The sequence below is a fragment of the Kordia sp. genome, from assembly GCF_050633145.1.
In the GTDB taxonomy this organism is placed as follows: Bacteria; Bacteroidota; Bacteroidia; order Flavobacteriales; family Flavobacteriaceae; genus Kordia.
This window is the reverse complement of the sequence record NZ_JBOEFY010000053.1, coordinates 1-23963: the sequence shown is the minus strand read 5'-3', so window position 1 is coordinate 23963 and position 23963 is coordinate 1. Positions and strand designations below refer to the sequence as shown.

Here is a 23963-nt window from a genome sequence, read left to right as displayed (position 1 = left end):
TACAATATTATTTTTAACATTTTGATTTTTTATCAAATTCTACTTCTCCACTTTTTAAATGATAATATCCTGTATGAATTTTAACTCCTGAATTAGTAACCGCTTCATTAATAATTGTAGAACAACGAATAAGTTCTTTAGCACTATGAATTGCATTAGCATTAATTAAATCTTGAGTACTTGGCGCTTTCCCTGTTGATGATTTACAATTACAATTATTAATGGCTGGTATAATATGTCCAACTAATTGATTCAGATTATCACTTGGTGCTGGCTTACCTGTTTTTACTACATCATTTGCCTCTTTGACAGCTCCACAAGCTTCATGACCTAATACCAAAATATACTTACAACCCAATACAGCTACCGCATACTCTATACTTGCTATAGAAGAAACATTTGCGATGTTTCCAGCAACTCGTATCACAAATAAATCGCCCAAACCAGTATCAAACACTAGTTCTGGTACTACTCTACTATCTGCGCAACTCAATACAATAGCAAAAGGTTTTTGACCATTTTTAGCTGTATCTTTTCTTCGTTTTTTACCCTCATTAGGATGCTCTAGTTTATCTGCTTGAAAACGTTTATTTCCACATTTTAAACGATCATGAACCTTCTTAGGATTATCTCTATATTTAAAATTTCCTTCACAATTTTCATATTCTTTACAATCTAGTTTTTCTTTTTTACTCATAATATGGTTCTATTAATTAGTTATTACATCTATTAATTCAAAAACTTTCTGCTTCAATTTAGTCAAAAAAATACATTTGTAAGAAAAAATTACATGAAAGCACGTTTTCTTAGCATGAATACTAAAAAATACAGCGCGAGTGAGCTTTACTAATATTGAGCCTTAAAATTTAGTATAGAAAGCTTTCAAAGTTCAATTCAAGTTTTATTCAAACTAGCAACTAGCAACTAGCAACTAGCAAACCTACATCACAATATCATTTTTCCATTGGTAAGGTTCAGGAATATCTGTATCATCAATTAATTGTCTGATATCAATTTCAATTCCGCGGCTCATGTCGGTAATTGGCACATCGTTTGGTCCGCCTTCAAATGGATTTTCAGTATTTTCTCCTATAGCTTCCATCGTATGAAAAACCCAGGCTAATAATGCACTAAACGGAATAGAAAACCATTCAAAATGATTGGCTATAAACTCTTGTATTTTGTGTATTGTAGAAGAACTTGATTCATGAGTGGCTAAATCTTTTAAAATACTATCGCCAATACCCTCAAAACCTTCCAAAATGCCAAACGGTAATAAAATAATAAAAGCCCACACAAAAATATAATTCAGGGTAGCAAACTGCCTTGGATATGGAAAGTTTTTAATACGCTCACTTTTTCCTTGTAACGTATAAAATTCTACCAACATATTGGTCATTTCCATGTGACGAAAATCATCAATCAACCCTTTTGTTTTTAATTCTTTTAATCGTTTCGACTGAATTCCTAGTAATTGCGAAGCCTGATTTCCTTTGGCAAATATTTCATCATGTTCTTCTTTAGAAATATAAGCGCTAATCACTTCTGAAATTGGTTGTTCATCTTCACAAACTCTGTATTGCTTTGAACGAAATTCTTTATTAGATCGTTTACTCTTTAAATGCATTTCCCAAGGTTTGTCCTTTCGTAATTGATAACGCAACGCTGTCAACCAAGCAACATGTCTGTGTACCAATTCGCGCTGTATAGTTTTTAGTTCGCTTTCGCTAGAATTATCAATCGCAAAATCATTCGTAATATAATCTTTCACCATAATCGTCCATGAACGCGACGAATTTACAATACCACCCCAAATTTTTCGTGCTTCCCACAAACGATCATAGGATGCATTATTCTTAAAACTGACAATAAACGCTACAGCTGTTCCCAAAACACCTAAAGGCAACCACGGAACTCGAAGCCATTTCATTCCAACAACATCAAATAAAATTACAGGAATAGTAGCTAGAATAAAGAATAATAAAATATGGCGACGTGTCCATTTTAAAACGCCCGCAATGGGAAATATTCGTCTTGTATACATAGAATTGAGTTAGGTTGATGTTTTTTGAAAGATACAAAAATTAGTATTGAAAAGGGATTGAGTGTTGGGTGTTGGGTGTTGGGTGTTGGGTGTTAGGTAATTTAGAAAAAAAGAATATCTAAAAGTAAAACAAGTCAAAAACCTAAGAGCAAAGCGATCTAACAGTCTAAAAATCTAAAAGCGCAGCGCTTCTAAAAACAAGCTGTTCAAAACCTCGTGAATAACTCCAAAATAATCCATTACTTTTTAATTCAGAATAAACCAAAATATAGTAAATTTGCATTTTTAAAAACAACAACACAAACAACTACATAATGATTCATTTCTTTGGAAACGTAGACAGCAAGGTATTTGCTGTACAAACAGCAAAAGAATTATCAACAGAAAATGTTGCAAAGTTAAACTGGCTTTTTGGCAACACTTCTAAAATAGAACAAGCATCTTTGGATGCTTTTTTTGTTGGTCCAAGAGCCGCAATGATTACTCCTTGGAGTACTAATGCTGTAGAAATCACCCAAAATATGGGCGTTGAAGGAATTATCAGAATTGAAGAGTTTAAAGCTGTGGCTGAAGATTTCGCTGATTTTGATCCGATGATTTCTCAAAAATTCAATGGTTTACATCAAGACACATTTACGATTGATGTTAAACCAGAAGCTATTTTAGATATTGAAGATATTGCCGCGTATAACGAACAAGAAGGTTTGGCGTTAAGCGCAGAAGAAATTGAATACCTCAACAATCTTTCAGAAAAGTTAGGTAGAAAACTAACCGACTCAGAAGTTTTTGGATTCTCGCAAGTAAATTCAGAACACTGTCGACACAAAATTTTCAATGGAACATTTGTGATTGATGGCGAAGAAAAACCAACCTCACTTTTCAAACTTATCAAAGAAACATCGAAACAACATCCAAACGATATTGTTTCTGCATATAAAGATAATGTCGCTTTTGTAAAAGGTCCTAAAGTGGAACAGTTTGCTCCAAAAACGGCTGACAAACCTGACTTTTACCAAACACAAGAATTTGAATCTGTAATCTCGCTAAAAGCGGAAACGCACAATTTTCCAACTACAGTTGAACCATTCAACGGAGCTGCAACGGGTTCTGGTGGAGAAATTAGAGACAGATTGGCTGGCGGACAAGGTTCATTACCATTAGCAGGAACGGCGGTATACATGACTTCATATTCTCGTCTTGAGGACAAAAGATATTGGGAAGATAAATTTGAAGCAAGAGATTGGCTATATCAAACACCAATGGACATTTTGATAAAAGCATCTAATGGAGCTTCTGACTTTGGAAACAAATTTGGTCAACCGTTAATTTGTGGTTCCGTGTTAACATTCGAGCATGAAGAAAACTCGTCTTCAAGTACTGCAAAAGCTAGAAAACTTGGATATGACAAAGTAATCATGCAAGCTGGTGGAATTGGATACGGAAAAGCTTCTCAAGCTCTAAAAGACACACCGAAAACTGGTGATAAAGTAGTCATTCTTGGTGGAGAAAATTACCGAATTGGAATGGGAGGCGCAGCAGTTTCTTCCGCAGATACAGGTGCTTTTTCAACAGGAATTGAATTAAACGCAGTGCAACGTTCCAATCCAGAAATGCAAAAACGTGCGGCAAACGCTATTCGTGGAATGGTAGAAAGTGATGAAAACTACATCGTTTCTATTCACGATCACGGTGCAGGTGGACATTTAAATTGCTTGTCTGAATTGGTAGAAGAAACTGGTGGAAAAATAGATTTGGACAAATTGCCTGTGGGCGATCCTACATTATCTGCCAAAGAAATCATCGGAAACGAATCGCAAGAACGTATGGGATTAATTATTGCCGATGAACATATAGAAACATTAAACAAAATTGCAGAACGTGAACGCTCACCAATGTACACCGTTGGAGAAGTTACAGGAGACGATCGTTTTACATTTGAATCTGCTACGAAAGGCGACAAACCAATGGATTTGGCCTTGAGTGATATGTTTGGAAGTTCTCCAAAAACAATCATGACAGATTCAACAATTGAAAGAAAGTATAAAAATCCGCGATACAAAACTAAAAATATTCACATCTATCTAAATCAAGTTCTGCAATTAGAAGCAGTTGCTTGTAAAGATTGGTTGACAAATAAAGTTGACCGTTGTGTTGGTGGAAAAGTTGCCAAACAACAATGTGTGGGAGCTTTACAAATACCGTTGAATAATGTGGGTGTGATGGCACTTGATTATAAAGGAAAAGAAGGAATTGCAACGTCTATTGGACATTCTCCTATTTCTGGATTGATTAATCCTGTGGCGGGAAGTCGCAATTCAATTACGGAAGCATTGACAAACATTATTTGGGCACCATTAAAAGACAATTTGCAAAGTGTTTCACTTTCTGCAAACTGGATGTGGCCATGTAAAAATGAAGGTGAAGATGCACGTTTGTACGAAGCTGTAAAAGCAATTTCGGAATTTTCTATCGATTTAGGAATCAACGTTCCAACTGGGAAAGATTCCTTATCCATGAAACAGAAATATGGTGATGATGAAGTTATTTCTCCAGGAACGGTTGTTATTTCTGCAGCAGCTAACTGTAATGAAATTAGCAAAGTAGTGGAACCTGTTTTACAACAAAACGGAGGAAACATCTATTATATAAACATCTCGCAAGACGATTTTAAATTAGGTGGAAGTTCATTCAATCAAACGCTAAATACGATTGGAAGTGAAGCGCCAAACGTTACAAATGCAGCGTATGTAAAAACTGTTTTCAATACGATTCAAAACTTAATTAAGGAAGACAAAATTGTTGCTGGACATGATGTCGCTTCTGGCGGATTGATTACGACATTATTAGAAATGTGTTTTGCCGAAGTAAATGTAGGCGCAAACCTAGACATTTCAAGTTTGGGAGAAGAAGATTCGATCAAAGTATTATTTGCTGAAAATACAGGAATTGTTTTTCAAGCAGATGCAAGTATTGAAGAAACATTCACAGCAAACAACATTGAATTTTTCAACATTGGAAACGTGACTGATACAGCAGAAGTTTCTATCAAAAATCATGAAGATAACTTTACGTTTGATGTTGCCGAGAAAAGAGATGCTTGGTATAGAACTTCTTTCCTACTCGATCAAAAACAAACAGCAAATGGTTTGGCAAAAGATCGTTATGATAATTATAAGAATCAACCATTAACATATACATTTCCTAAACATTTCACAGGACTTCTCGACTCCACTCGAAGTGACAATAAACGACCACTTGCGGCAATCATCCGTGAAAAAGGAAGTAATTCTGAGCGTGAAATGGCAAATGCGATGTATTTAGCTGGTTTTGATGTAAAAGATGTACACATGACCGATTTGATTTCGGGTCGTGAAACTTTAGAAGATATTCAATTTATTGGCGCTGTCGGCGGATTTTCTAACTCAGATGTATTAGGTTCCGCAAAAGGTTGGGCTGGTGCATTTTTGTATAATGAAAAGGCGAATACTGCTTTGAAAAACTTCTTCAAGAGAGAAGATACACTTTCAGTCGGAATCTGTAATGGTTGTCAATTGTTTATGGAATTGGAAGTTATTAATCCAGATCATGACGAACATGGAAAAATGACCTATAACGATTCTCAAAAACACGAAAGTGCGTTTACTTCTGTAAAGATTCAAGAGAATAATTCGGTGATGTTATCAACCTTAGCAGGAACGACTTTAGGTGTTTGGATTTCGCATGGAGAAGGGAAATTTAAACTTCCATATGAAGAAAGCAAGTATGAAATTGTTGCTAAATATGGTTATGAAGGCTATCCTTCAAATCCAAATGGTTCAGACTTCAACACAGCAATGCTATGTGATGCAACGGGAAGACATTTGGTAACGATGCCACATATTGAACGCTCTACATTCCAATGGAATTGGGCTAATTATCCAGCAGGAAGAAAAGATGACGTTTCTCCTTGGTTAGAGGCGTTTGTCAATGCTAGATTGTGGATTGAAGCTAAAAATAAATAAGATTCTATAGAATAGAATAATATATAAAAAAGACTTGCTTTACGGCAGGTCTTTTTAGTTTGATTAAAAATAACTGACTGAGAACTGACTTCTAGTAAATCGTCATCATTACAGTGTATTAAAGAGTTTAAACACTTCTTCTTTATGCGGTTTACTAACAGGAATTTTTTCATCTTCTATAAAAAGTATATTTCCTTCAAATCCTTTTATTTTATTAATATTGACGACATAGCTTCGATGGACTCTTAAAAATTGTTTTTTTGGAAGCTGCTCTTCTATTTTTTTAAGGACTGTTGAATATGTATATTTATCTGAGGTCGTATAAATGTTACAATAATTGCTATCGGCTTGAAAGAACAAGATATCTTTTAGAAATACACGTTCAAAGTGATTTTTCTTTTTAAGAAATAAACAGTCTTGCATTAGTAATGTTTCCTTTTCTTTTTTGGAAATTAATTGTTGTTCCATTCTTTTATTTTGAAAATTTACTAAAGCCAATTCAATAGCAACACTTATTTGTTTATCATTTATTGGTTTGAGTATATATGCATACGGATTTGTTTTCTTAGCACGCTCAATAGTATGATTGTCAGTATTTGATGTTAAAAAAATAAAAGGAATTTCATAATTCGTTTTTATAATAGTTGCTAAATCTATACCATCTGAATCGCCTTCTATACCGATATCAATAAGGAGAATATCAATGGCTGGGTTTTTAGTTATTTTTTCTAAGGCGATTATAACTGTAGCTGCTATTCCTACAACCTCATATCCCATCGTTATGAGTCTATATTTAATATCTTCTGCTAAGATGCCTTCATCTTCAACAATGAGTATTTTTACTTTAGAACTATTTTCTTCCATATATTATCTAAACCTTATGTCGTTTTATTTTTATGCTCCAGTGAGTTCCTTTTTTTTGCTTTTTCTCTATACTTCCTTTAAGCTGTTTAACTAAGGTATTTAATAAATCAAGTCCAAAAGAATGACTTGTGGTCACTTTTTTATGATCAAAACCAGTTCCGTTATCAATTATATCTAGTTGTAAATAATTAGGTTCTTCATTTATAATAATATGAAGTTCTGGTTTTTCTATGTCAATATAGGCATATTTAAGTGCATTAATAATGAGTTCATTAATAATTAGTGCCAATGGTACTGCAATATCTATATGAATACTAATATTGGGAATTTCTAATTTAGGAACAAAGTCAACATCATAACCATAAAAAAGACTTGATACTAATTCTTCTATATATTCCGTAATCATTATTTTGCTATCAACACCTTCTTGATAGAGTTTTTTATGAATTAAGGACAAAGCTTCCACTCTATCTTTACCAGCCAAAATAGCTTCTTTAGCAGGATGTCCCGTAAGTCTACTACTCTGTAGATTTAACAAACTGGAAATCATTTGTAAGTTGTTTTTGGTGCGATGATTCAGTTCTCTTAATAAAACTATTTTCTCCTGTTCTCTTTTAGAAATAATATCTTTTTGATGTGTTAATAAAAGATTGGTTCTCTTTATTTTTTTGTTTCCTTTATATAGAAAATAGAACAGTAACACTAAAAGAGTAAGTCCCGCAATTAAACCAATAACTGTGTATTTTTGATTTGTATTTATAGTATTTAATAAACGTATTTCAGATTCTCTTTTATCAATTTCATGTTTAGATTTTACTTGTTCTATTTTTTTGACTATTTCTTTATTAACAAGACTATCTTGATATATTTGAAATGATAGTTGGTATGTGAGTGCCTTTTCATATTGTTTATCTTTTTTATAAAAAGTAGCTAGCTGTTTGCTAAAATCGCGAATTTGTTCTTTTAACCCAGCTTTTTTTGCCATTTCAAAAGCTTCTATAAGTTTTTGCTCTGCAAGTATAGGTTTTCGTTGCTTTTCATAAATGCTGGCTAATTCGGCTAAGTATATGGAAGATGCGTATGCGTCATTTAAAGCATGTAAAGTACGAATGGATTTTTCTAAATAGTCTTGGGCAATATCTAGTTTTTCTTGTGCATTATATACCATCCCAAGATTCCCTAAAGTATATCCTTCTATGTTTACTTCTTTTATCGTTTTATTCAGTTCTAAAACCTTTAAAAAATAAATTTCAGCATTCTTCAAATCTCCAAATAAACGATAGGCTTCTCCTAAATTAATTGAGATGAGCATTTTATCATATGCGTCACCTGAAGTAGCATATATTTCTTGTACTTTCTTTAAATAAGTTATTGCTTCTGTGTAATCATTTTCACTTAAATAAAGATCTGCTATTTGAGCATATGAAGCAGCTTGTTTATCTACTAAAGATTTAGATTCGTAAATTTTTAAAGCCTTAAAAGCTGCTTCTAAAGCTTTGATAGTATTCCCTAGTCTATTATTTACATAAGAAATCTCCTCTAATGTTTGAGCTTCTAAAATAGGGTTATCTATTTCTATAGCTAAACGCAATGCTTTATTTAAAAAAACCGAAGATTCATTTATATTTGGATGTGTGTTGGCTACTTCATTTAATAATAATATCTGTTCTTCTTTAGTTCCATCATGTTGTTTTAAAACGCGAAGTAAACTATCTATTTTTTGAATGTTTTGAGAAAAAGCAGAAAAAGGAATTAAAAACAAAAACGATATTAGAAATGTTTTATACATTATTTTTCTTTCTAGTACCATTTGTGATTTTAATTAAAGGATCAAACACGCAAGTATGCATATTTGCTTCATCATCAATTATAAAAAAATACTGCACAACATAAGAAAGGTAGTAATCAGAAAGTCCATAGAAATTAATAATATCATTAACTTTTATTTTACATTCATTGCTTTTACTTTTTATGTCAATAGTACATACAAGTACTTCATCACCATTAGCTGCTATTTCGTATGACCAACCATCAGGTTTTTTTCCAAAGATGCATTCTAAAACACTAGTAGGTTTTCCATTTTCATAAAGACTAGATTTAGTAACGTTTCTTATTGTAATTTGTTTTAAATAACTCTGAGAAGGGTCAGAGCCATTCTCGTTCTTTAGTGTGAATTTCAGCGTTTCTGCAGGGTAATAGATGCTTAACTCTGGAGTTTCCTGCTTTTTTATAAAGCCATCTGATATAATATAGTCTTCTGCATTATAGTGCAATGCAAAATCACAATACTGTATAGCTTCACTTAATGCAACATTGTCAATTTCAAGGTGTAAATTTGGAGTAATAGACATAACTAAAGGAGTTTTTGTTGAAGTAAAAGTACTAAAAAAATAGTATGAAACATAAGTACTCTGAAATACCAAATTAAACGTTTACATCCGTATTTTTCCTATTCGCAAAAACGCTTACTCAATTTTTTAATTACTCTGCTCAATAAACCATAGCACTTACGCATACTTTTTTTTTTCGAATATCTAATTCTAGAGATTTGAAGTATCAATGTATAAAGGCGTAAACCGAAAAGCCTATAACAAATAGAGTAGGAAAATTAAAACTAACTAAAAATGAACACTTTACAATTACTTGAATTAAAATGTAAAAAAGCTACTCGTAGAACAGATGAAGTTTATTTTAAAATTTACACAGATAATAGCGAAAATAGCCTTGTAGTACCTTCTAATCCTACTCATAGGCACACTTGGCATATATCTAGAGAGGAGAAGATTGAATTTCAACCAAAATCTCGTTTAAAAGATAGAACGGAAATTAGTGGGAGCAATTTAACTTTTAGCTTTAATAAAGAATTAACTCTTGAATTATATGATTATGATCGTGGTTCTCAAAGTGATAATATTGCGGTTACAAGTTTTGTAGTTTCAGAAGGATTACGATCTTCCCCAATAGCGTTAACAGCTATTAGTGACGATTGTGAATATGAAATTACTTTTAAATATTTAGATTAAATTTTGACATTTTATACAAATGATACAGAAGGGTTTAACACTATTTAGGGCACTACCAATTTTATCCTATTCTTATCATAAAAAAGACCTGCTTTACGGCAGGTCTTTTTTGGTTGTCTATATCATATTAGCACAATACAGGAATTCATTATAGAAAAAGCAAAATACTATCAAATCAGTAATGAATTGCAAACTTCTCAAAAAAACTCATGCTTTTTTAACATTCCTTTTGAAAATGGCTCACAATTTTCATATTTTGCAGTTTCACAAAAAAACCAAATCACGAGAATGACTAATGTAACGCGACTATTTGATTTTCCTTACTACCAACTAGAAAAATATCCTTTAGCAAAATCCCTTACATCTTTTAAAAATGGTGAATGGATTTCCACATCAACGCAAGAATATATAGATCAGGCAAATGCCATAAGTAGAGGTTTACTACGTTTAGGTGTTCAACCAAATGACAAAATTGCTATCATATCTACCACAAACAGAACAGAATGGAATATTATGGACATCGGTATTTTACAAACTGGTGCGCAAAATGTTCCCATCTATCCAACAATCGCAAAAGAAGATTATGAATATATTCTAAATCATTCAGAAGCCATTTATTGTTTTGTATCTGATACTGAAATTGTTGAAAAGCTAAACGCGATTAAAGGAAATACAAAATTAAAAGCTGTATATACTTTTGATCAAATTACTGGTGAAACAAATTGGTCTGAAGTATTAAAATTAGGAGCAGATACTAGTAATGATGATGAGTTACAAGCTCGAAAAGATGCTGTAACTCCCGAAAACTTAGCTACTTTAATATATACATCTGGAACTACAGGAAGACCAAAAGGTGTAATGTTATCTCATAACAATTTAGTTTCAAACGTTTTAGACAGTCAAAAACGTGTTCCATTACACAATGGACAAGCAAGAGCCTTGAGTTTTTTACCTGTTTGTCACGTATTTGAACGTATGATTCTTTATTTATATCAATACTGTGGAATTGAAATCTTTTTTGCAGAATCGATTGAAAAAATCAGCGACAATTTAAAAGAAGTAAAACCGCACGTGATGACAGCTGTTCCACGTTTGTATGAAAAAGTATATGACAAAATTTATGCAAAAGGAGCTGATTTAACAGGAATTAAAAAGAGCTTATTCTTCTGGGCAATTGAACTCGGATTAAAATATGAACCTTATGGTCAAAATGGCTGGTTGTACGAATTTAAACTTAAAATTGCACGTAAGCTTATCTTTAGCAAATGGCAAGCAGGTTTAGGTGGAAATCTTAAATTAATGGTTTCTGGTAGTGCACCATTACAAGCGCGCTTAACACGTGTTTTTGCTGCCGCAGGAATTCCAATCATGGAAGGATATGGTTTAACGGAAACATCTCCTGTAGTATCTGTAAACGATGTTCGCAATGGTGGATTCCGAGTTGGAACTGTAGGACGTATTATTGATAATGTAGAAGTGAAAATTGCAAACGATGGTGAAATTCTTGTAAAAGGACCAAACGTGATGCAAGGATATTATAAAGATCCTGAAAAAACGGCAAGTGTTATGTCTGATGGATATTTCCACACAGGAGATATTGGAGAAGTTTGTAACGAAGGCTTTTTGAAAATTACCGATCGTAAAAAAGATATGTTTAAAACATCTGGAGGAAAATATGTGATTCCAGCTTTAATTGAAAACCGATTCAAACAATCGCGCTTCATAGAACAAATCATGGTAATTGGTGAAGGAGAAAAAATGCCTGCTGCACTTATTCAGCCTAATTTTGAATTCATTACAGATTGGATTGAAAAGAAAGGTAAAAACATTGGTAAAACTGAAAAAGAAATCTGTGCTTCCGAAGAAATCATTACACGTATTCAAAAAGAAGTGGATGAAGCCAATAGCAATTTTGGAAAGTGGGAACAAATCAAACGTTTTGAACTCATACCTAAAGTCTGGTCTATTGATGGTGGCGAATTAACACCAACGATGAAAATGAAACGAAAAATTATCAAAGAAATATATAAAGATTACTGCGAAAAAATATACGACAGAGCATAAAGTCAAAACCGTTCAAACAATTTGAACGGTTTTTTTTATTGTCAAATTTTAACACCTAAAAGCATGCTTATGGGTGTTTATCCTCTTTTCCTAGATTAAGAAAATTCTTAACTATGTACTTCTAAAAGAAAAGAATGTTCACTCATAGTTTACAGAAAAAAGAAAAAGCGGGGAAAACACAAAATAATTCCATCCGCGATACTTCTTTTATCCAAAAAAAGAACAGTTCTAAAGCTGCAAATGCAACTCAATTTATTCAACCAAAACTCACTGTCGGACAACCCAATGACAAATATGAACGTGAAGCTGATACAGTTGCTTCAAAAGTCGTTACAATGTCAAATCCAGATACAAACTCTGAGGCAACAGCGAATAATATTTCAAAGAAGCAAACATCACAACCACAACGAAAAGCTTTAGCTAATACCATCAGTCCAGTTGTGCAAAGAGCAAGTAACAATTCAAGCAAAAAAAATACTGCAACTAACAATATTAGTCAAAAACTAAGTAGTAGAAATGGCAAAGGCGATCGCATGGATCCTAATACTAGCGATTATATGGAAAGTAGATTTGGCGCTAGCTTTAGCAATGTGCGCATTCATAAAGATGAAAACGCTGTACAAATGAGTCAAAACCTAGGCGCACGTGCATTTACGAACGGAAACAATATATACTTTAACAAAGGGCAATATTCGCCAAATTCATCAAATGGAAAACACTTATTAGCACACGAACTCACACATACCATTCAACAAAAAGGTGTAAGTTCTGTACAACGAGCTATCATTCAAAAAAAAGATGCGCCTAAAAGTGAATTAGCAAGGCTACGTGAAATACTAAAACAATTCAACGTTCCTGAAAGTGAAGTCATTGCCATCTTCGGAAGTATGAATGCTACCGATTCAAATACGGCTTTAAATGATCCTACATTAAAAAAACAAGCTGCTTCTGCATTGAATAACAATGAAATGTATTCAGCAATGAAATATTCTGATGGAAATATTAAAAAACGATTGGAATGGATGTTTCATGAAGGAACAAGTTGGAAACAGGTCAAAGCTGTCTTAGCACTCAATACACAAAGCCTAAAAACCATTCGAAATAGTACAACCATGCGAAATAATTTTGCTAGTATTTGCACAAATAAAACCATGGTTGAAGCTATAAATATTTTAGGCGGCGATATTAATTTTAAACTTAAGTGGATGTTTTACGAAGGTACCAGCTGGAAACAAGTAAAAGCGCTACTTACAACTAATAAAGACGATTTAACTTCTATTCGCAATAGTACAACTATGCGAGCCAACTTTGCAGGAATTTGTACCAATAAAACAATGGTTGAAGCTGTTGATATGCTTGGAGGCGATCTCAACTTTAAACTTAATTGGATGGCATTTGAAGGTGCCAGTGTTAAAAATGTACATGATAAAATTAAAAGTGCTCCAGATGCAGAATTACCACTTGTGCTCGCAGACCCAGATACATTAAAACAATTAAAGAGTGATTTCTCTAAAAGTAAGTATAACAAAATTGTTGAAATGCTAAATGGTCTGTTAGTCCGTGAAGAAGTTGATAAAAAATCTACAGAAAAACATTTTGAGGATTCTGACAGTGATGGAACTTGGGAAGAAGAAAACTATTCATGGAATACAAATTATGACATCGAATATCATCGTACAAAACTTAAAATCATTGTTCGCATAAAATTAAAAGGGGAAACGGTTCCAGCTGCGACACAAACTGCTTGGGTAACTGGGATTCAAAATCGCTGGAATGGACATTTTCATATTGATGGTCCAAGAAAACTTGCCATTGAAATCACGCCTATTTTTACAAATTCGAATAATCATGTAACTGTGAATGTTAAATCTGGTTCTGGAAGAGAAAATCGAACTAATTGGTATTTAACAACAACTGGTGACACAGCTGCACATGAATTCGGGCATATGATTGGGTTAGAAGATGAATATAGACTATCTGCAGCAGAATATACAAGATTGATTGGTTCGAGTCCTACAGCTGCTGGTTCTACTGCTATTCCGCACGCAGCTTCTGGAAGTTTTTCATCTTCAGATATGATTATGCGAACTGGAACTGCCAATGTACAACGAAGACATTTAGTTTCTTTTGTAACTTGGCTCAATAATAATAGATTGCCTGGAGAAACACCATATCGATTAGTACTTGGACCATAAAACTCATGAAAATTCGCAACCTTTTATATGCAATTATATTACTATTAAATATGCTAAATTGTAGCACTGAGAAAACAAGCACAATGCAACACACACAACCTTTACTAAAATTCTCAATAACTGGCGGCACTCCACCAAACACCAGCATTTCTGTTTTTGTCTATAATAATAAGGAAGCTATCATTTTGATTGAAAATGGATGGCCAATTATACAAAACACAAATGAAGTTGGTACATATAAGTATACTATTTCACAAGAAGAACTGCAGGAACTCATCAATAACTTAGAAAAAATAAAAGGTACACATACTCAGTATGGAGAAAAACAATCAGGAAGTTTACGATATAACCTCAGCATATTTAATGGTGCAAACTCCAAAAAAATACAATGGGAACATTTTGCGAAAATTCCCGAACAACTAAACAATTTAAAGACGTCTTTACAGGAGCTAATAAAAAACGGTTTGCATTATAACTATCAAACCATCAAAGCTTCATTTGAAATTTCAGCTAGTAATGCTACCATTTCATTACACAATACAGGAAAAGTTCCGGTAACACTTCTAGTTCCAACACATGAACTACTAAAAAAACGCATGTTCCTAGTCTCACAAACTGATCGTACTAACAATATAAGCATTCCTGAAATTTACGGCTTGGCTACTCCATTTGGTTATGAGTTTTCAAAAAATACGATTAGCATTCAAGCGAATGAAACTGTAACATTCAATAGTACGATTCAAACAGAAAAAACAAAAGAATACTTTGCAATAGTTGAAACACAATGGACAACAATGGAATTTATAAACAAAAAAGTATTTCCTTTTCTATTTGCAAAAGCCGTCCATAATTGAGCACATTACAAAAGAAAAAACTTTTTGTATCTTGTAATCAAGTAGGAAGTACTTAACGTGCGTTCGATATAATTTTATTGCTATATATTAAATTTTTAGTAATGTAATGTAAATGTCAAATCGAGCGCAGTCGAGATTCGATTAAAACACATAGTTTTCAGGAGTTCTCGACTGCGCTCGAACTGACAAGTATTTTAAGTTTAGTATTCGCGATTTTTATATCAAACTCTTGTTACTTTGTATAAAATCGATAATAAAACCCTATTTTTATACAATACTCCTATTCTTTCTATCAGTTTTTTGACAAATTCATAAAATTATTTTCCACTTTACTATGCATGCATAGTATTTTTTTCATATATTTGAAGCACAAACAACCATATGAAAGAAAAAACTATAGATCATGTAATGAGAGCTACATGGCAAGCCATCTCCAAAATGTACAACGAAGAAGCTGGAAAATATGGCAGCACCATGGCTACAGGATTCACATTACTAAGTATTGACCAAGAAGAAGGAACACCATCTACCGCGCTAGGTCCCAAAATGGGAATGGAAGCCACTAGCCTATCACGTACCTTAAAAGGTATGGAAGAAAAAGGACTCATTTACAGAAAAAAGAATCCTAAAGATGGAAGAAGCGTATTAATCTGTTTAACAGAATTCGGAAGAGAAATGCGAGACGTATCTCGAACTACTGTACTACGCTTCAACGACGCTATTCGCGCAAATATTACCGAAGAAAAATTGAAAAATTTCTATGAAGTTTCAGAAGTCATTCTAGAACTCATTAGCAATAAGAAAATATATAACTCCGAAATGGAAGTTAATGCTGACAAATAATAAATAACCAAAAAACATACTTAAAACTTACTTCGTGCATTACAAAGTAAATTTTGATTAACAATTTTAAAATTGAAAAAAAGATGAAACGACCAATTAACAAAATAGCAGTTATCGGTTCTGGAATTATGGGTTCTGGAATTGCCTGTCATTTTGCAAATATCGGAGTCGAAGTGCTACTATTAGATATAGTACCTTTTGAACTTAACGAGAAAGAACAAGCTAAAGGATTAACGCTTGAAAACAAAATTGTACGTAACAGATTGGTAAACGACAATCTGAAAGCGTCATTAAAATCTAAACCATCTCCTATTTATTCACAGAAATTTGCAAATAGAATTTCTACTGGAAATTTAACTGATGATATTCACAAAATAAAAGATGTCGATTGGATTATTGAGGTTGTTGTAGAACGATTAGACATCAAACAAAAAGTATTTGAGCAAGTTGAAAAACACAGAAAACCAGGAACGTTAATTACATCTAACACTTCTGGTATTCCAATTCAATTTATGAATGAAGGTCGTAGCGAAGACTTCCAAAAGCACTTTGCAGTAACGCACTTCTTCAACCCACCACGTTATTTACGACTATTTGAAGTTGTTCCAGGACCAAACTGTAAGCAAGAAGTTACAGACTTCTTAATGATGTATGGAGAAAAGTTCCTTGGAAAAACATCAGTTTTAGCAAAAGATACACCAGCATTTATTGGAAACAGAATTGGAATCTTCGGAATTCAAAGTCTATTCCACCAAGTAAAAGAACTTGGATTAACTATTGAAGAAGTTGACAAATTAACTGGTCCCGTAATTGGTCGTCCAAAATCGGCTACATTCCGTACAGTTGATGTTGTTGGATTAGATACCTTAGTACATGTTGCTAACGGAATCTACAAAAACTGTCCAGACGACGAAGCTCACGACTTATTCAAACTACCAGATTTCATCGAAAAAATGATGGAAAACAAATGGTTAGGGAGCAAAACAAAACAAGGTTTCTACAAGAAGACAGTTAACGCTGAAGGAAAAAAAGAAATTCTTTCGTTAGACTTAGATACTTTAGAATATCGCTCAAAGAAAAGAGCCAAGTTTGCGACACTCGAATTAACAAAAACTATTGACAAACCAATTGATCGCTTCAAAGTATTAGTTGGTGGAAAAGATAAAGCGGGTGAATTCTACCGTAAAAACTTCGCAGCAATGTTTGCGTATGTTCAAAACAGAATTCCTGAAATCTCTGACGAATTATACCGAATTGATGATGCAATGAAAGCTGGTTTCGGATGGGAAAATGGACCGTTTGAAATTTGGGATGCAATCGGAATCGAAAAAGGAGTTGAACTCATGAAAGCAGAAGGAAAAGAACCTGCTGCTTGGGTAACTGAAATGATTGCTGCTGGAGAAAAAAGCTTCTACACAGTAAAAGATGGAGCAACTTACTACTATGACATTCCAGAGAAAGCGCAAACTAAAAAACCTGGTCAAGATGCATTCATTATTCTAGACAACATTCGCAAGTCGAAAGAAGTTTGGAAAAATAGTGAAGCAGTTATTGAAGACTTAGGTGACGGAATCATCAACTTAGAATTCCAATCGAAAATGAACACTATTGGTGGTGGCGTTTTACAAGGAATCAACAAAGCAATTGACTTAGCTGAAAAAGACTTCCAAGGTTTAGTTATTGGAAATCAAGCCGCAAACTTTTCTGTTGGAGCAAACATCGGAATGATTTTCATGATGGCAGTTGAGCAAGAATATGACGAATTGAACATGGCTATTAAAATGTTCCAAAACACAATGATGCGTGCACGTTACTCTTCTATTCCTGTAGTTGTTGCACCTCACGGAATGACACTTGGTGGTGGATGCGAACTTTCTATGCATGCTGATAAAGTGGTCGCTGCGGCGGAAACGTACATTGGACTTGTTGAGTTTGGTGTCGGAGTAATTCCTGGCGGTGGAGGTTCTAAAGAAATGGCTTTAAGAGCTTCAGATACATTCAGAAAAGGTGATGTAGAATTAAACGTATTGCAAGAACACTTCCTAACTATCGGAATGGCTAAAGTAGCAACATCTGCTTATGAAGCATTCGATATGGGAATCTTACAAAAAGGAAAAGATGTTGTTGTGGTAAACAAAGATCGTCAAATCGCAACGGCAAAAGCACATGCGAAATTAATGGCAGAATCTGGATACACACAACCTGTTCGTAGAAAAGATGTAAAAGTTCTTGGAAAACAAGCTTTAGGTATGTTCTTAGTCGGAACGGACGCAATGGAAGCTAGTAAATACATTAGTGAACACGATCATAAAATCGCCAACAAACTTGCCTATGTAATGGCTGGTGGAGATTTATCTGAACCAACATTGGTAAGTGAAGATTACTTACTAGACATTGAGCGTGAAGCGTTCTTGAGTTTATGTACAGAGCGTAAAACACTAGAGCGTATTCAGCATATGTTAAAAACGGGCAAGCCTTTAAGAAATTAGATTTGAGATATTAGTATTGAGAAAGTTTCTAGAGAACCTATCTCAATACTAAAAACTCAATACTCAATACTATAAAATCATGCATAAAGTAGATAATTTAAAAATATGGACAAAGTCAATAGCCTTGACTAAAGCTGTATATCTACTTATTGCTGATTTACCAAAGGATGAAAAATTTGGGTTAACATCTCAAATAAAAAGAAGTGCCGTTTCAATACCTTCTAACATTGCTGAAGGTGCTGGAAGAAATTCAAACAAGGAATTTAAACATTTCTTAAGTATTGCAAATGGTTCTAATTACGAACTCCAAACGCAATTGATATTATTAATAGAGTTAAATCTCATAAACAAAGAAAAAGTACAACCAATAATTGAGCAGTGTATTGAAATACAGAAAATGAATTATGCTTTTCAGCAGAAATTGTAAATCTCAATACTAAAAACTCAATACTCAATACTATTCATTGAAAATGAAAACAGCATACATAGTAAAAGCATATAGAACGGCCGTTGGAAAAGCTCCAAAAGGTGTGTTCAGATTTAAAAGAACGGATGAACTGGCAGCCGAAACGATTCAATACATGATGAATGAATTGCCAGATTTTGACAAGAAACGTATTGATGACGTCATTGTTGGAAACGCAATGCCAGAAGGTTCGCAAGGATTGAACATGGCACGTTTAATCTCTCTTATGGGATTAGATATTGTAGATGTTCCAGGTGTTACGGTGAATCGTTTTTGCTCATCAGGATTAGAAACGATCGGAATGGCAGCTGCAAAAATTCAAGCGGGAATGGCAGATTGTATTATTGCTGGTGGAGCCGAAAGCATGAGTTCTGTTCCTATGACAGGATTTAAAACAGAATTAAACTACGACATCGTAAATGCAGGTCACGAAGATTATTATTGGGGAATGGGAAATACAGCAGAAGCTGTTGCCAACCAATTCAATGTTTCTCGTGAAGATCAGGATGAATTCGCATACAATTCACACATGAAAGCATTGCGTGCACAAGCAGAAAATCGTTTTCAGGATCAAATCGTTCCAATCACTGTAGATCAAACATATATTGATGAAAACGGTAAAAAAGCAACGAAAAGTTACACTGTCAACAAAGATGAAGGACCACGTAAAGGAACAAGCACAGCGGTATTAAATAAGTTACGTGCGGTTTTCGCTCAAGGCGGAAGTGTAACAGCTGGAAACTCTTCTCAAATGAGTGACGGAGCTGCATTTGTGTTGATCATGAGTGAAGAAATGGTGAAAGAATTAAACTTAGAACCAATTGCACGTTTAGTAAACTATGCTGCGGCAGGTGTTGAACCACGCATCATGGGAATTGGACCTGTTGCTGCAATTCCAAAAGTATTAAAGCAAGCAGGATTACAACAAAGTGATATTGAGTTAATCGAATTAAACGAAGCCTTTGCTTCGCAATCATTAGCTGTAATGCGCGAATTAGACTTAAACCAAGACATCGTAAACGTAAATGGTGGCGCCATTGCATTAGGACATCCATTAGGTTGTACTGGAGCAAAACTATCGGTTCAATTATTTGACGAAATGCGCAAGCGTGATATGAAAGGGAAATACGGAATGGTTACCATGTGCGTAGGAACTGGACAAGGAGCTGCTGGAGTTTTTGAATTCTTGAATTAGAATTGAGATATAAGTATTGAGTAGTGAGTTTATTACTATTCACAATCATAACAAACTGAAAACATCTAGTAATAGTATCTCAATACTCACTACTAGAAACTAAAATCTATAATTGACAATGAGCACAGAAATAAAGAAAGACATCTTACGCGGAGGACAATTCCTAGTAAAAGAAACAAAATGTGAAGACGTATTTACTCCTGAAGATTTTTCTGAGGAGCAACAAATGATGAAAGAGTCGGTAAAAGAATTTATCGATCGTGAAGTATGGCCAAATAAAGAGCGTTTCGAAAAGAAAGATTACGCACTTACAGAAGAAATTATGCGCAAAGCTGGTGAACTAGGATTCTTAGGAATTTCTGTTCCTGAAGCGTATGACGGAATGGGAATGGGATTTGTTTCTACCATGTTAGTTTGTGATTATATTTCTGGAGCTACAGGTTCTATTGCAACTGCTTTTGGTGCGCATACAGGAATTGGTACAATGCCAATTACATTGTATGGAACAGAAGAGCAAAAGAAAAAATACGTTCCAAAATTAGCTTCTGGAGAATGGTTTGGTTCATACTGTTTAACGGAGCCTGGTGCTGGATCGGATGCAAATTCTGGAAAAACAAAAGCCGTTTTAACAGACGATGGAAAACATTACTTGATTTCTGGACAGAAAATGTGGATTTCAAACGCAGGATTTTGTAGTGTAATGATTGTTTTTGCTCGTATTGAAGATGACAAAAACATCACTGGATTTATTGTTGAGTATGATGGTGAAAATCCAAATGGAATTACACTTGGTGAAGAAGAGCACAAATTAGGAATTCACTCCTCTTCTACACGTCAAGTATTCTTTAACGAAACGAAAGTTCCTGTTGAGAATATGCTTTCTGAAAGAGGAAATGGTTTCAAAATTGCAATGAACGCTTTAAACGTTGGTCGTATCAAATTAGCAGCTGCTTGTTTAGATGCACAACGTCGTGTCATTACAGAAGCTACAAAATATGCAAACGAGCGTATTCAGTTCAAAACGCCTATTGCGAAGTTTGGAGCTATCAAAGCTAAATTAGCTGAAATGGCAACTGCATGTTACGTTGGAGAATCTGCATCGTACAGAGCTGCTAAAAACATTGAAGACCGAATTGCAATTCGTGAATCAGAAGGAAATACGCATCAAGAAGCCGAATTAAAAGGTGTTGAAGAATATGCAATTGAGTGTTCTATCTTAAAAGTAAAAGTTTCAGAAGACATCCAAAAATGTACAGACGAAGGAATCCAAATCTTTGGAGGAATGGGATTCTCGGCAGATACGCCAATGGAATCTGCTTGGAGAGATGCGCGTATTTCTCGTATCTATGAAGGAACAAACGAAATCAACAGAATGCTAGCCGTTGGAATGTTGGTTAAAAAAGGAATGAAAGGGCATGTAAACCTATTAGAACCAGCAATGAAAGTTGCAGATGAATTAATGGGAATTCCATCATTTGACATTCCAGATTACTCTGAATTGTTCTCAGAAGAAAAAGAATTACTAGGGAAACTTAAAAAAGTATTCTTAATGGTTGCTGGATCGGCTGTTCAAAAATTTGGCCCACAATTAGAAGAGCACCAACAATTACTAATGGCAGCTTCAGACATTTTGATTGAAATCTACACCATAGAATCATCAATCTTACGTACGGAGAAGAATGCAAAACGTTTTGGAGAAGATTCTCAGGAAACTCAAATTGCAATGACTCGTTTAAACTTATTCAACGCGGTAGAAAAGATCTCAACAAAAGCAAAAGAAGGAATTGTTTCGTTTGCAGAAGGTGATGAACAACGCATGATGTTAATGGGACTAAAACGTTTCACAAAATATGCAAACATGCCAAATGTTGTTGCGTTACGTAACCAAATTGCAGAAAAAATGACAGCAGAAAACGAATATTGTTTCTAAAAATATATAAGAAGAATTCTAATTCTCTATAGGTTTTAGAATTTAGTTGTTTGTTAAAAAGCCGTCTCCATCCCGAGATGGCTTTTTTGATATCTAATTCTATTTTAATGCTTCACATCAATAAGCTTCTGTTATTTTTTTAACACTGTGATACTTACAATTTTATTATCATTCTCATTGTATTGAACTTCCACTGTTTGCCCATTACTTTGTGCTTTTTTAAGTTTTTTTAAAATAGCATCCGAAAGGTCTGATTTATAAAATCGAACAAATGACCAATCAATACCCAGTTCTTCTAGAGGCACTCCATTAATAGTTATTATTTTTATTTCAACGAATTCTGGACCATCTTTACCCTCTTTAATACTGTCAATTTTTCCGCTTACTTTTTTAAGATTTTTAGATTCTTTAGATTTTTTCATGTTGGTAATTATAAAAAAATGATTCCTACTCTATTTATTGGCTTTTCGGATTTCGCCATTCACACCAGAAATCAAAATGTAACTACGTTTTTAATTACTTATAAATAAAACATTGCAAAGTAAAAAGAACAGCAACCAAAAAAATAACATAAGTGTTAGACTTCAAAATTAAAAGTTTCAACTTATGCTTATAAGAGGAATTTCACCCTTAATTTATAAGTGATTATCTTTTAAATTTTGCCAATAATTGACTAGCGCGAGTTTCAAAACTCGTGCTAACAAACAAACAAACAAACAAGCTAAAAATTCGTGAATTCGTGGTAAAAACTCTAAATACAAAATAACGAATTTCCCCCATGTTCTCCCCTTTTGCTATCTTAGTACCATACAAAAACACCTTATGTCTACAATACTAAAATTTATAAGTCTTATTATAATACTGCTTTTAGTTACTGTTAGTTGTTCTTTGAAAGAAGACTTATTTATTTCACTAGAAGAAAATATCTGTATCACTTATGAAAAACTAAATCATTCTACTATAAACGGACCTATTAATTCCTATACACCAAAATATGCACAATTAGAGGTATTGATAGAGAATACCACTGATGAAAAAGTGAAAATTATTAGTATAAAAAACTTAATGGAAAAAGCTATCTTTTTGAATTCTTCTTTTGCAGATAATCCAGAATTTTTTTCTGATGAATTTAAAGAATGTCGAAAGCAAAAAGGCTACAATATTCTTATAAAAGAATATGAATCAGAATATTCAATAACTCTCGTCATTGATAGCGAAAAGAAATTACTCCCAAAAGAACAATTTAAAATGAAAATGAAATTCGAGAAACAAGGGATTTATAAAATAATAACTCAATCGTATAACAAAAAACCAGGTGAAAAAGCTTTGTGGGGTTTACATCGAATAGGTCAACACCAAAGTGAATTATTTGAAATTAAGTAAAATATGAAACTCAATACTATCTAAGAAAATGCGACTCATCACAAAAAAATCTGAAATCAAAGAACTACTCGAAAAGTGTTTCGTTATATACAATCAGAATGGTTTAGAGGATTTTGTAAAAGAGGTGCATTCAGAAATTTTAGCAAACAAAGTCAAATTTCCAATATTAGAATACTGTGGAGAAACGATTTACAACACACTTCCCGAAGATCAACACATCATTTTTTGTGATGCTATTCAACAATTAAAAACAGAAGGTGGAAATGTGCTTCTAGGAATCATATTGCAAAAAAGGTTGGAAAGTCACTTCAAACAATCCATAAATAAAGCAACTGAATATATCGCAGATGCAGACATTTGGTACGTTTGCGACATTATTGGCGAACGTGTTTTTGGATTTTCCTTACTGCATCAACCTAAAAAAACAATTCCAGCAATAAAAAGATTAGCCAATCATACAACCAATTGGGTCATTCGTTCTTTAGGAGCTGGAACACATTACGCCATCAAAAAAGGATTGGAAAAAGAACATGTGCAAACGATGTTTGAAATTTTGCTCTCTATGGCAAATACAAAAGATAAAGAGATTAGACAAGGTGTGGGTTGGGCTGC

The 23963-nt window shown here is 33.7% G+C and carries 17 protein-coding genes and 1 pseudogene; 12 read left to right on the top strand and 6 right to left on the bottom strand.

Features of this window, described 5'->3' with window-relative positions; all coding sequences use genetic code 11:
- Positions 1–13 precede the first annotated feature (13 nt).
- Positions 14–697, bottom strand: a complete 684-nt coding sequence (locus tag ACRBBL_RS21870) for a carbonic anhydrase (protein ID WP_431371226.1) — start codon at positions 695–697, stop codon at positions 14–16.
- A 243-nt stretch (positions 698–940) separates the two neighbouring features.
- Positions 941–2044 (bottom strand): bestrophin family protein, encoded by a 1104-nt coding sequence (locus tag ACRBBL_RS21865; RefSeq protein WP_431371225.1) that lies wholly within the window; start codon positions 2042–2044, stop codon positions 941–943.
- Positions 2045–2358: 314 nt separating this feature from the next.
- On the opposite strand from ACRBBL_RS21865, the gene purL reads away from it, so the two are divergent.
- Positions 2359–6045, top strand: coding sequence for a phosphoribosylformylglycinamidine synthase (purL, locus tag ACRBBL_RS21860; protein ID WP_431371224.1), 3687 nt, complete (start codon positions 2359–2361; stop codon positions 6043–6045).
- A gap of 108 nt (positions 6046–6153) precedes the next feature.
- Here purL and ACRBBL_RS21855 read toward each other — a convergent pair whose 3' ends face one another.
- From ACRBBL_RS21855 to ACRBBL_RS21845, 3 genes are read right to left on the bottom strand one after another with little or no spacing between them, the layout of a single operon-like run.
- Positions 6154–6909: a LytR/AlgR family response regulator transcription factor gene (locus ACRBBL_RS21855; protein WP_431371223.1), complete on the bottom strand. Its 756-nt coding sequence runs from the start codon at positions 6907–6909 to the stop codon at positions 6154–6156.
- A gap of 7 nt (positions 6910–6916) precedes the next feature.
- Positions 6917–8698, bottom strand: a complete 1782-nt coding sequence (locus ACRBBL_RS21850; RefSeq protein WP_431371222.1) for a tetratricopeptide repeat-containing sensor histidine kinase — start codon at positions 8696–8698, stop codon at positions 6917–6919.
- Entirely contained in the window at positions 8691–9260 is a 570-nt protein-coding gene (locus ACRBBL_RS21845; protein ID WP_431371221.1) for a hypothetical protein, read from the bottom strand. Before ACRBBL_RS21845 ends, ACRBBL_RS21850 begins: the two co-directional genes overlap by 8 nt.
- A 273-nt stretch (positions 9261–9533) precedes the next feature.
- Here ACRBBL_RS21845 and ACRBBL_RS21840 point away from each other — a divergent pair, with 273 nt between their 5' ends.
- From ACRBBL_RS21840 to ACRBBL_RS21800, 9 genes and pseudogenes are all read left to right on the top strand, one after another.
- A complete protein-coding gene (locus ACRBBL_RS21840; protein WP_431371220.1) occupies positions 9534–9932 on the top strand; it encodes a hypothetical protein in 399 nt (132 codons plus the stop codon).
- 288 nt (positions 9933–10220) lie between these two features.
- Positions 10221–11996: an AMP-dependent synthetase/ligase gene (locus tag ACRBBL_RS21835; protein ID WP_431371219.1), complete on the top strand. Its 1776-nt coding sequence runs from the start codon at positions 10221–10223 to the stop codon at positions 11994–11996.
- Positions 11997–12130: 134 nt separating this feature from the next.
- A pseudogene (locus ACRBBL_RS21830) lies at positions 12131–12745 on the top strand (DUF4157 domain-containing protein); the annotation flags it as partial.
- A gap of 1529 nt (positions 12746–14274) precedes the next feature.
- Positions 14275–15045 carry a hypothetical protein gene (locus tag ACRBBL_RS21825; protein WP_431371218.1) on the top strand — a complete coding sequence of 257 codons (771 nt, stop codon included), beginning with the start codon at positions 14275–14277 and terminating at the stop codon, positions 15043–15045.
- A gap of 381 nt (positions 15046–15426) precedes the next feature.
- Positions 15427–15888 carry a MarR family winged helix-turn-helix transcriptional regulator gene (locus tag ACRBBL_RS21820; protein ID WP_431371217.1) on the top strand — a complete coding sequence of 154 codons (462 nt, stop codon included), beginning with the start codon at positions 15427–15429 and terminating at the stop codon, positions 15886–15888.
- 83 nt (positions 15889–15971) lie between these two features.
- Positions 15972–18377 carry a 3-hydroxyacyl-CoA dehydrogenase NAD-binding domain-containing protein gene (locus ACRBBL_RS21815; protein ID WP_431371216.1) on the top strand — a complete coding sequence of 802 codons (2406 nt, stop codon included), beginning with the start codon at positions 15972–15974 and terminating at the stop codon, positions 18375–18377.
- 79 nt (positions 18378–18456) lie between these two features.
- The gene (locus tag ACRBBL_RS21810) at positions 18457–18804 is read left to right on the top strand and encodes a four helix bundle protein (protein ID WP_431371215.1); all 348 of its coding nucleotides are present in this window, start codon (positions 18457–18459) and stop codon (positions 18802–18804) included.
- A gap of 43 nt (positions 18805–18847) precedes the next feature.
- On the top strand, positions 18848–20038 hold the full coding sequence (locus ACRBBL_RS21805; RefSeq protein WP_431371214.1) for an acetyl-CoA C-acyltransferase: 1191 nt from the start codon (positions 18848–18850) through the stop codon (positions 20036–20038).
- A 118-nt stretch (positions 20039–20156) separates the two neighbouring features.
- Positions 20157–21968: an acyl-CoA dehydrogenase family protein gene (locus ACRBBL_RS21800; RefSeq protein ID WP_431371213.1), complete on the top strand. Its 1812-nt coding sequence runs from the start codon at positions 20157–20159 to the stop codon at positions 21966–21968.
- Positions 21969–22099: 131 nt separating this feature from the next.
- Here the strand turns inward: ACRBBL_RS21800 and ACRBBL_RS21795 are convergent, their stop codons facing one another.
- Positions 22100–22390: a hypothetical protein gene (locus ACRBBL_RS21795; RefSeq protein WP_431371212.1), complete on the bottom strand. Its 291-nt coding sequence runs from the start codon at positions 22388–22390 to the stop codon at positions 22100–22102.
- A gap of 400 nt (positions 22391–22790) precedes the next feature.
- Between ACRBBL_RS21795 and ACRBBL_RS21790 the strand changes: the two genes are divergently transcribed.
- Both ACRBBL_RS21790 and ACRBBL_RS21785 read left to right on the top strand, forming a co-directional pair.
- Complete coding sequence (locus ACRBBL_RS21790) at positions 22791–23351, top strand: hypothetical protein (RefSeq protein WP_431371211.1); 561 nt, start codon at positions 22791–22793, stop codon at positions 23349–23351.
- 28 nt (positions 23352–23379) lie between these two features.
- A partial coding sequence (locus ACRBBL_RS21785) for a DNA alkylation repair protein (RefSeq protein WP_431371210.1) occupies positions 23380–23963 on the top strand: 584 nt, incomplete at its 3' end.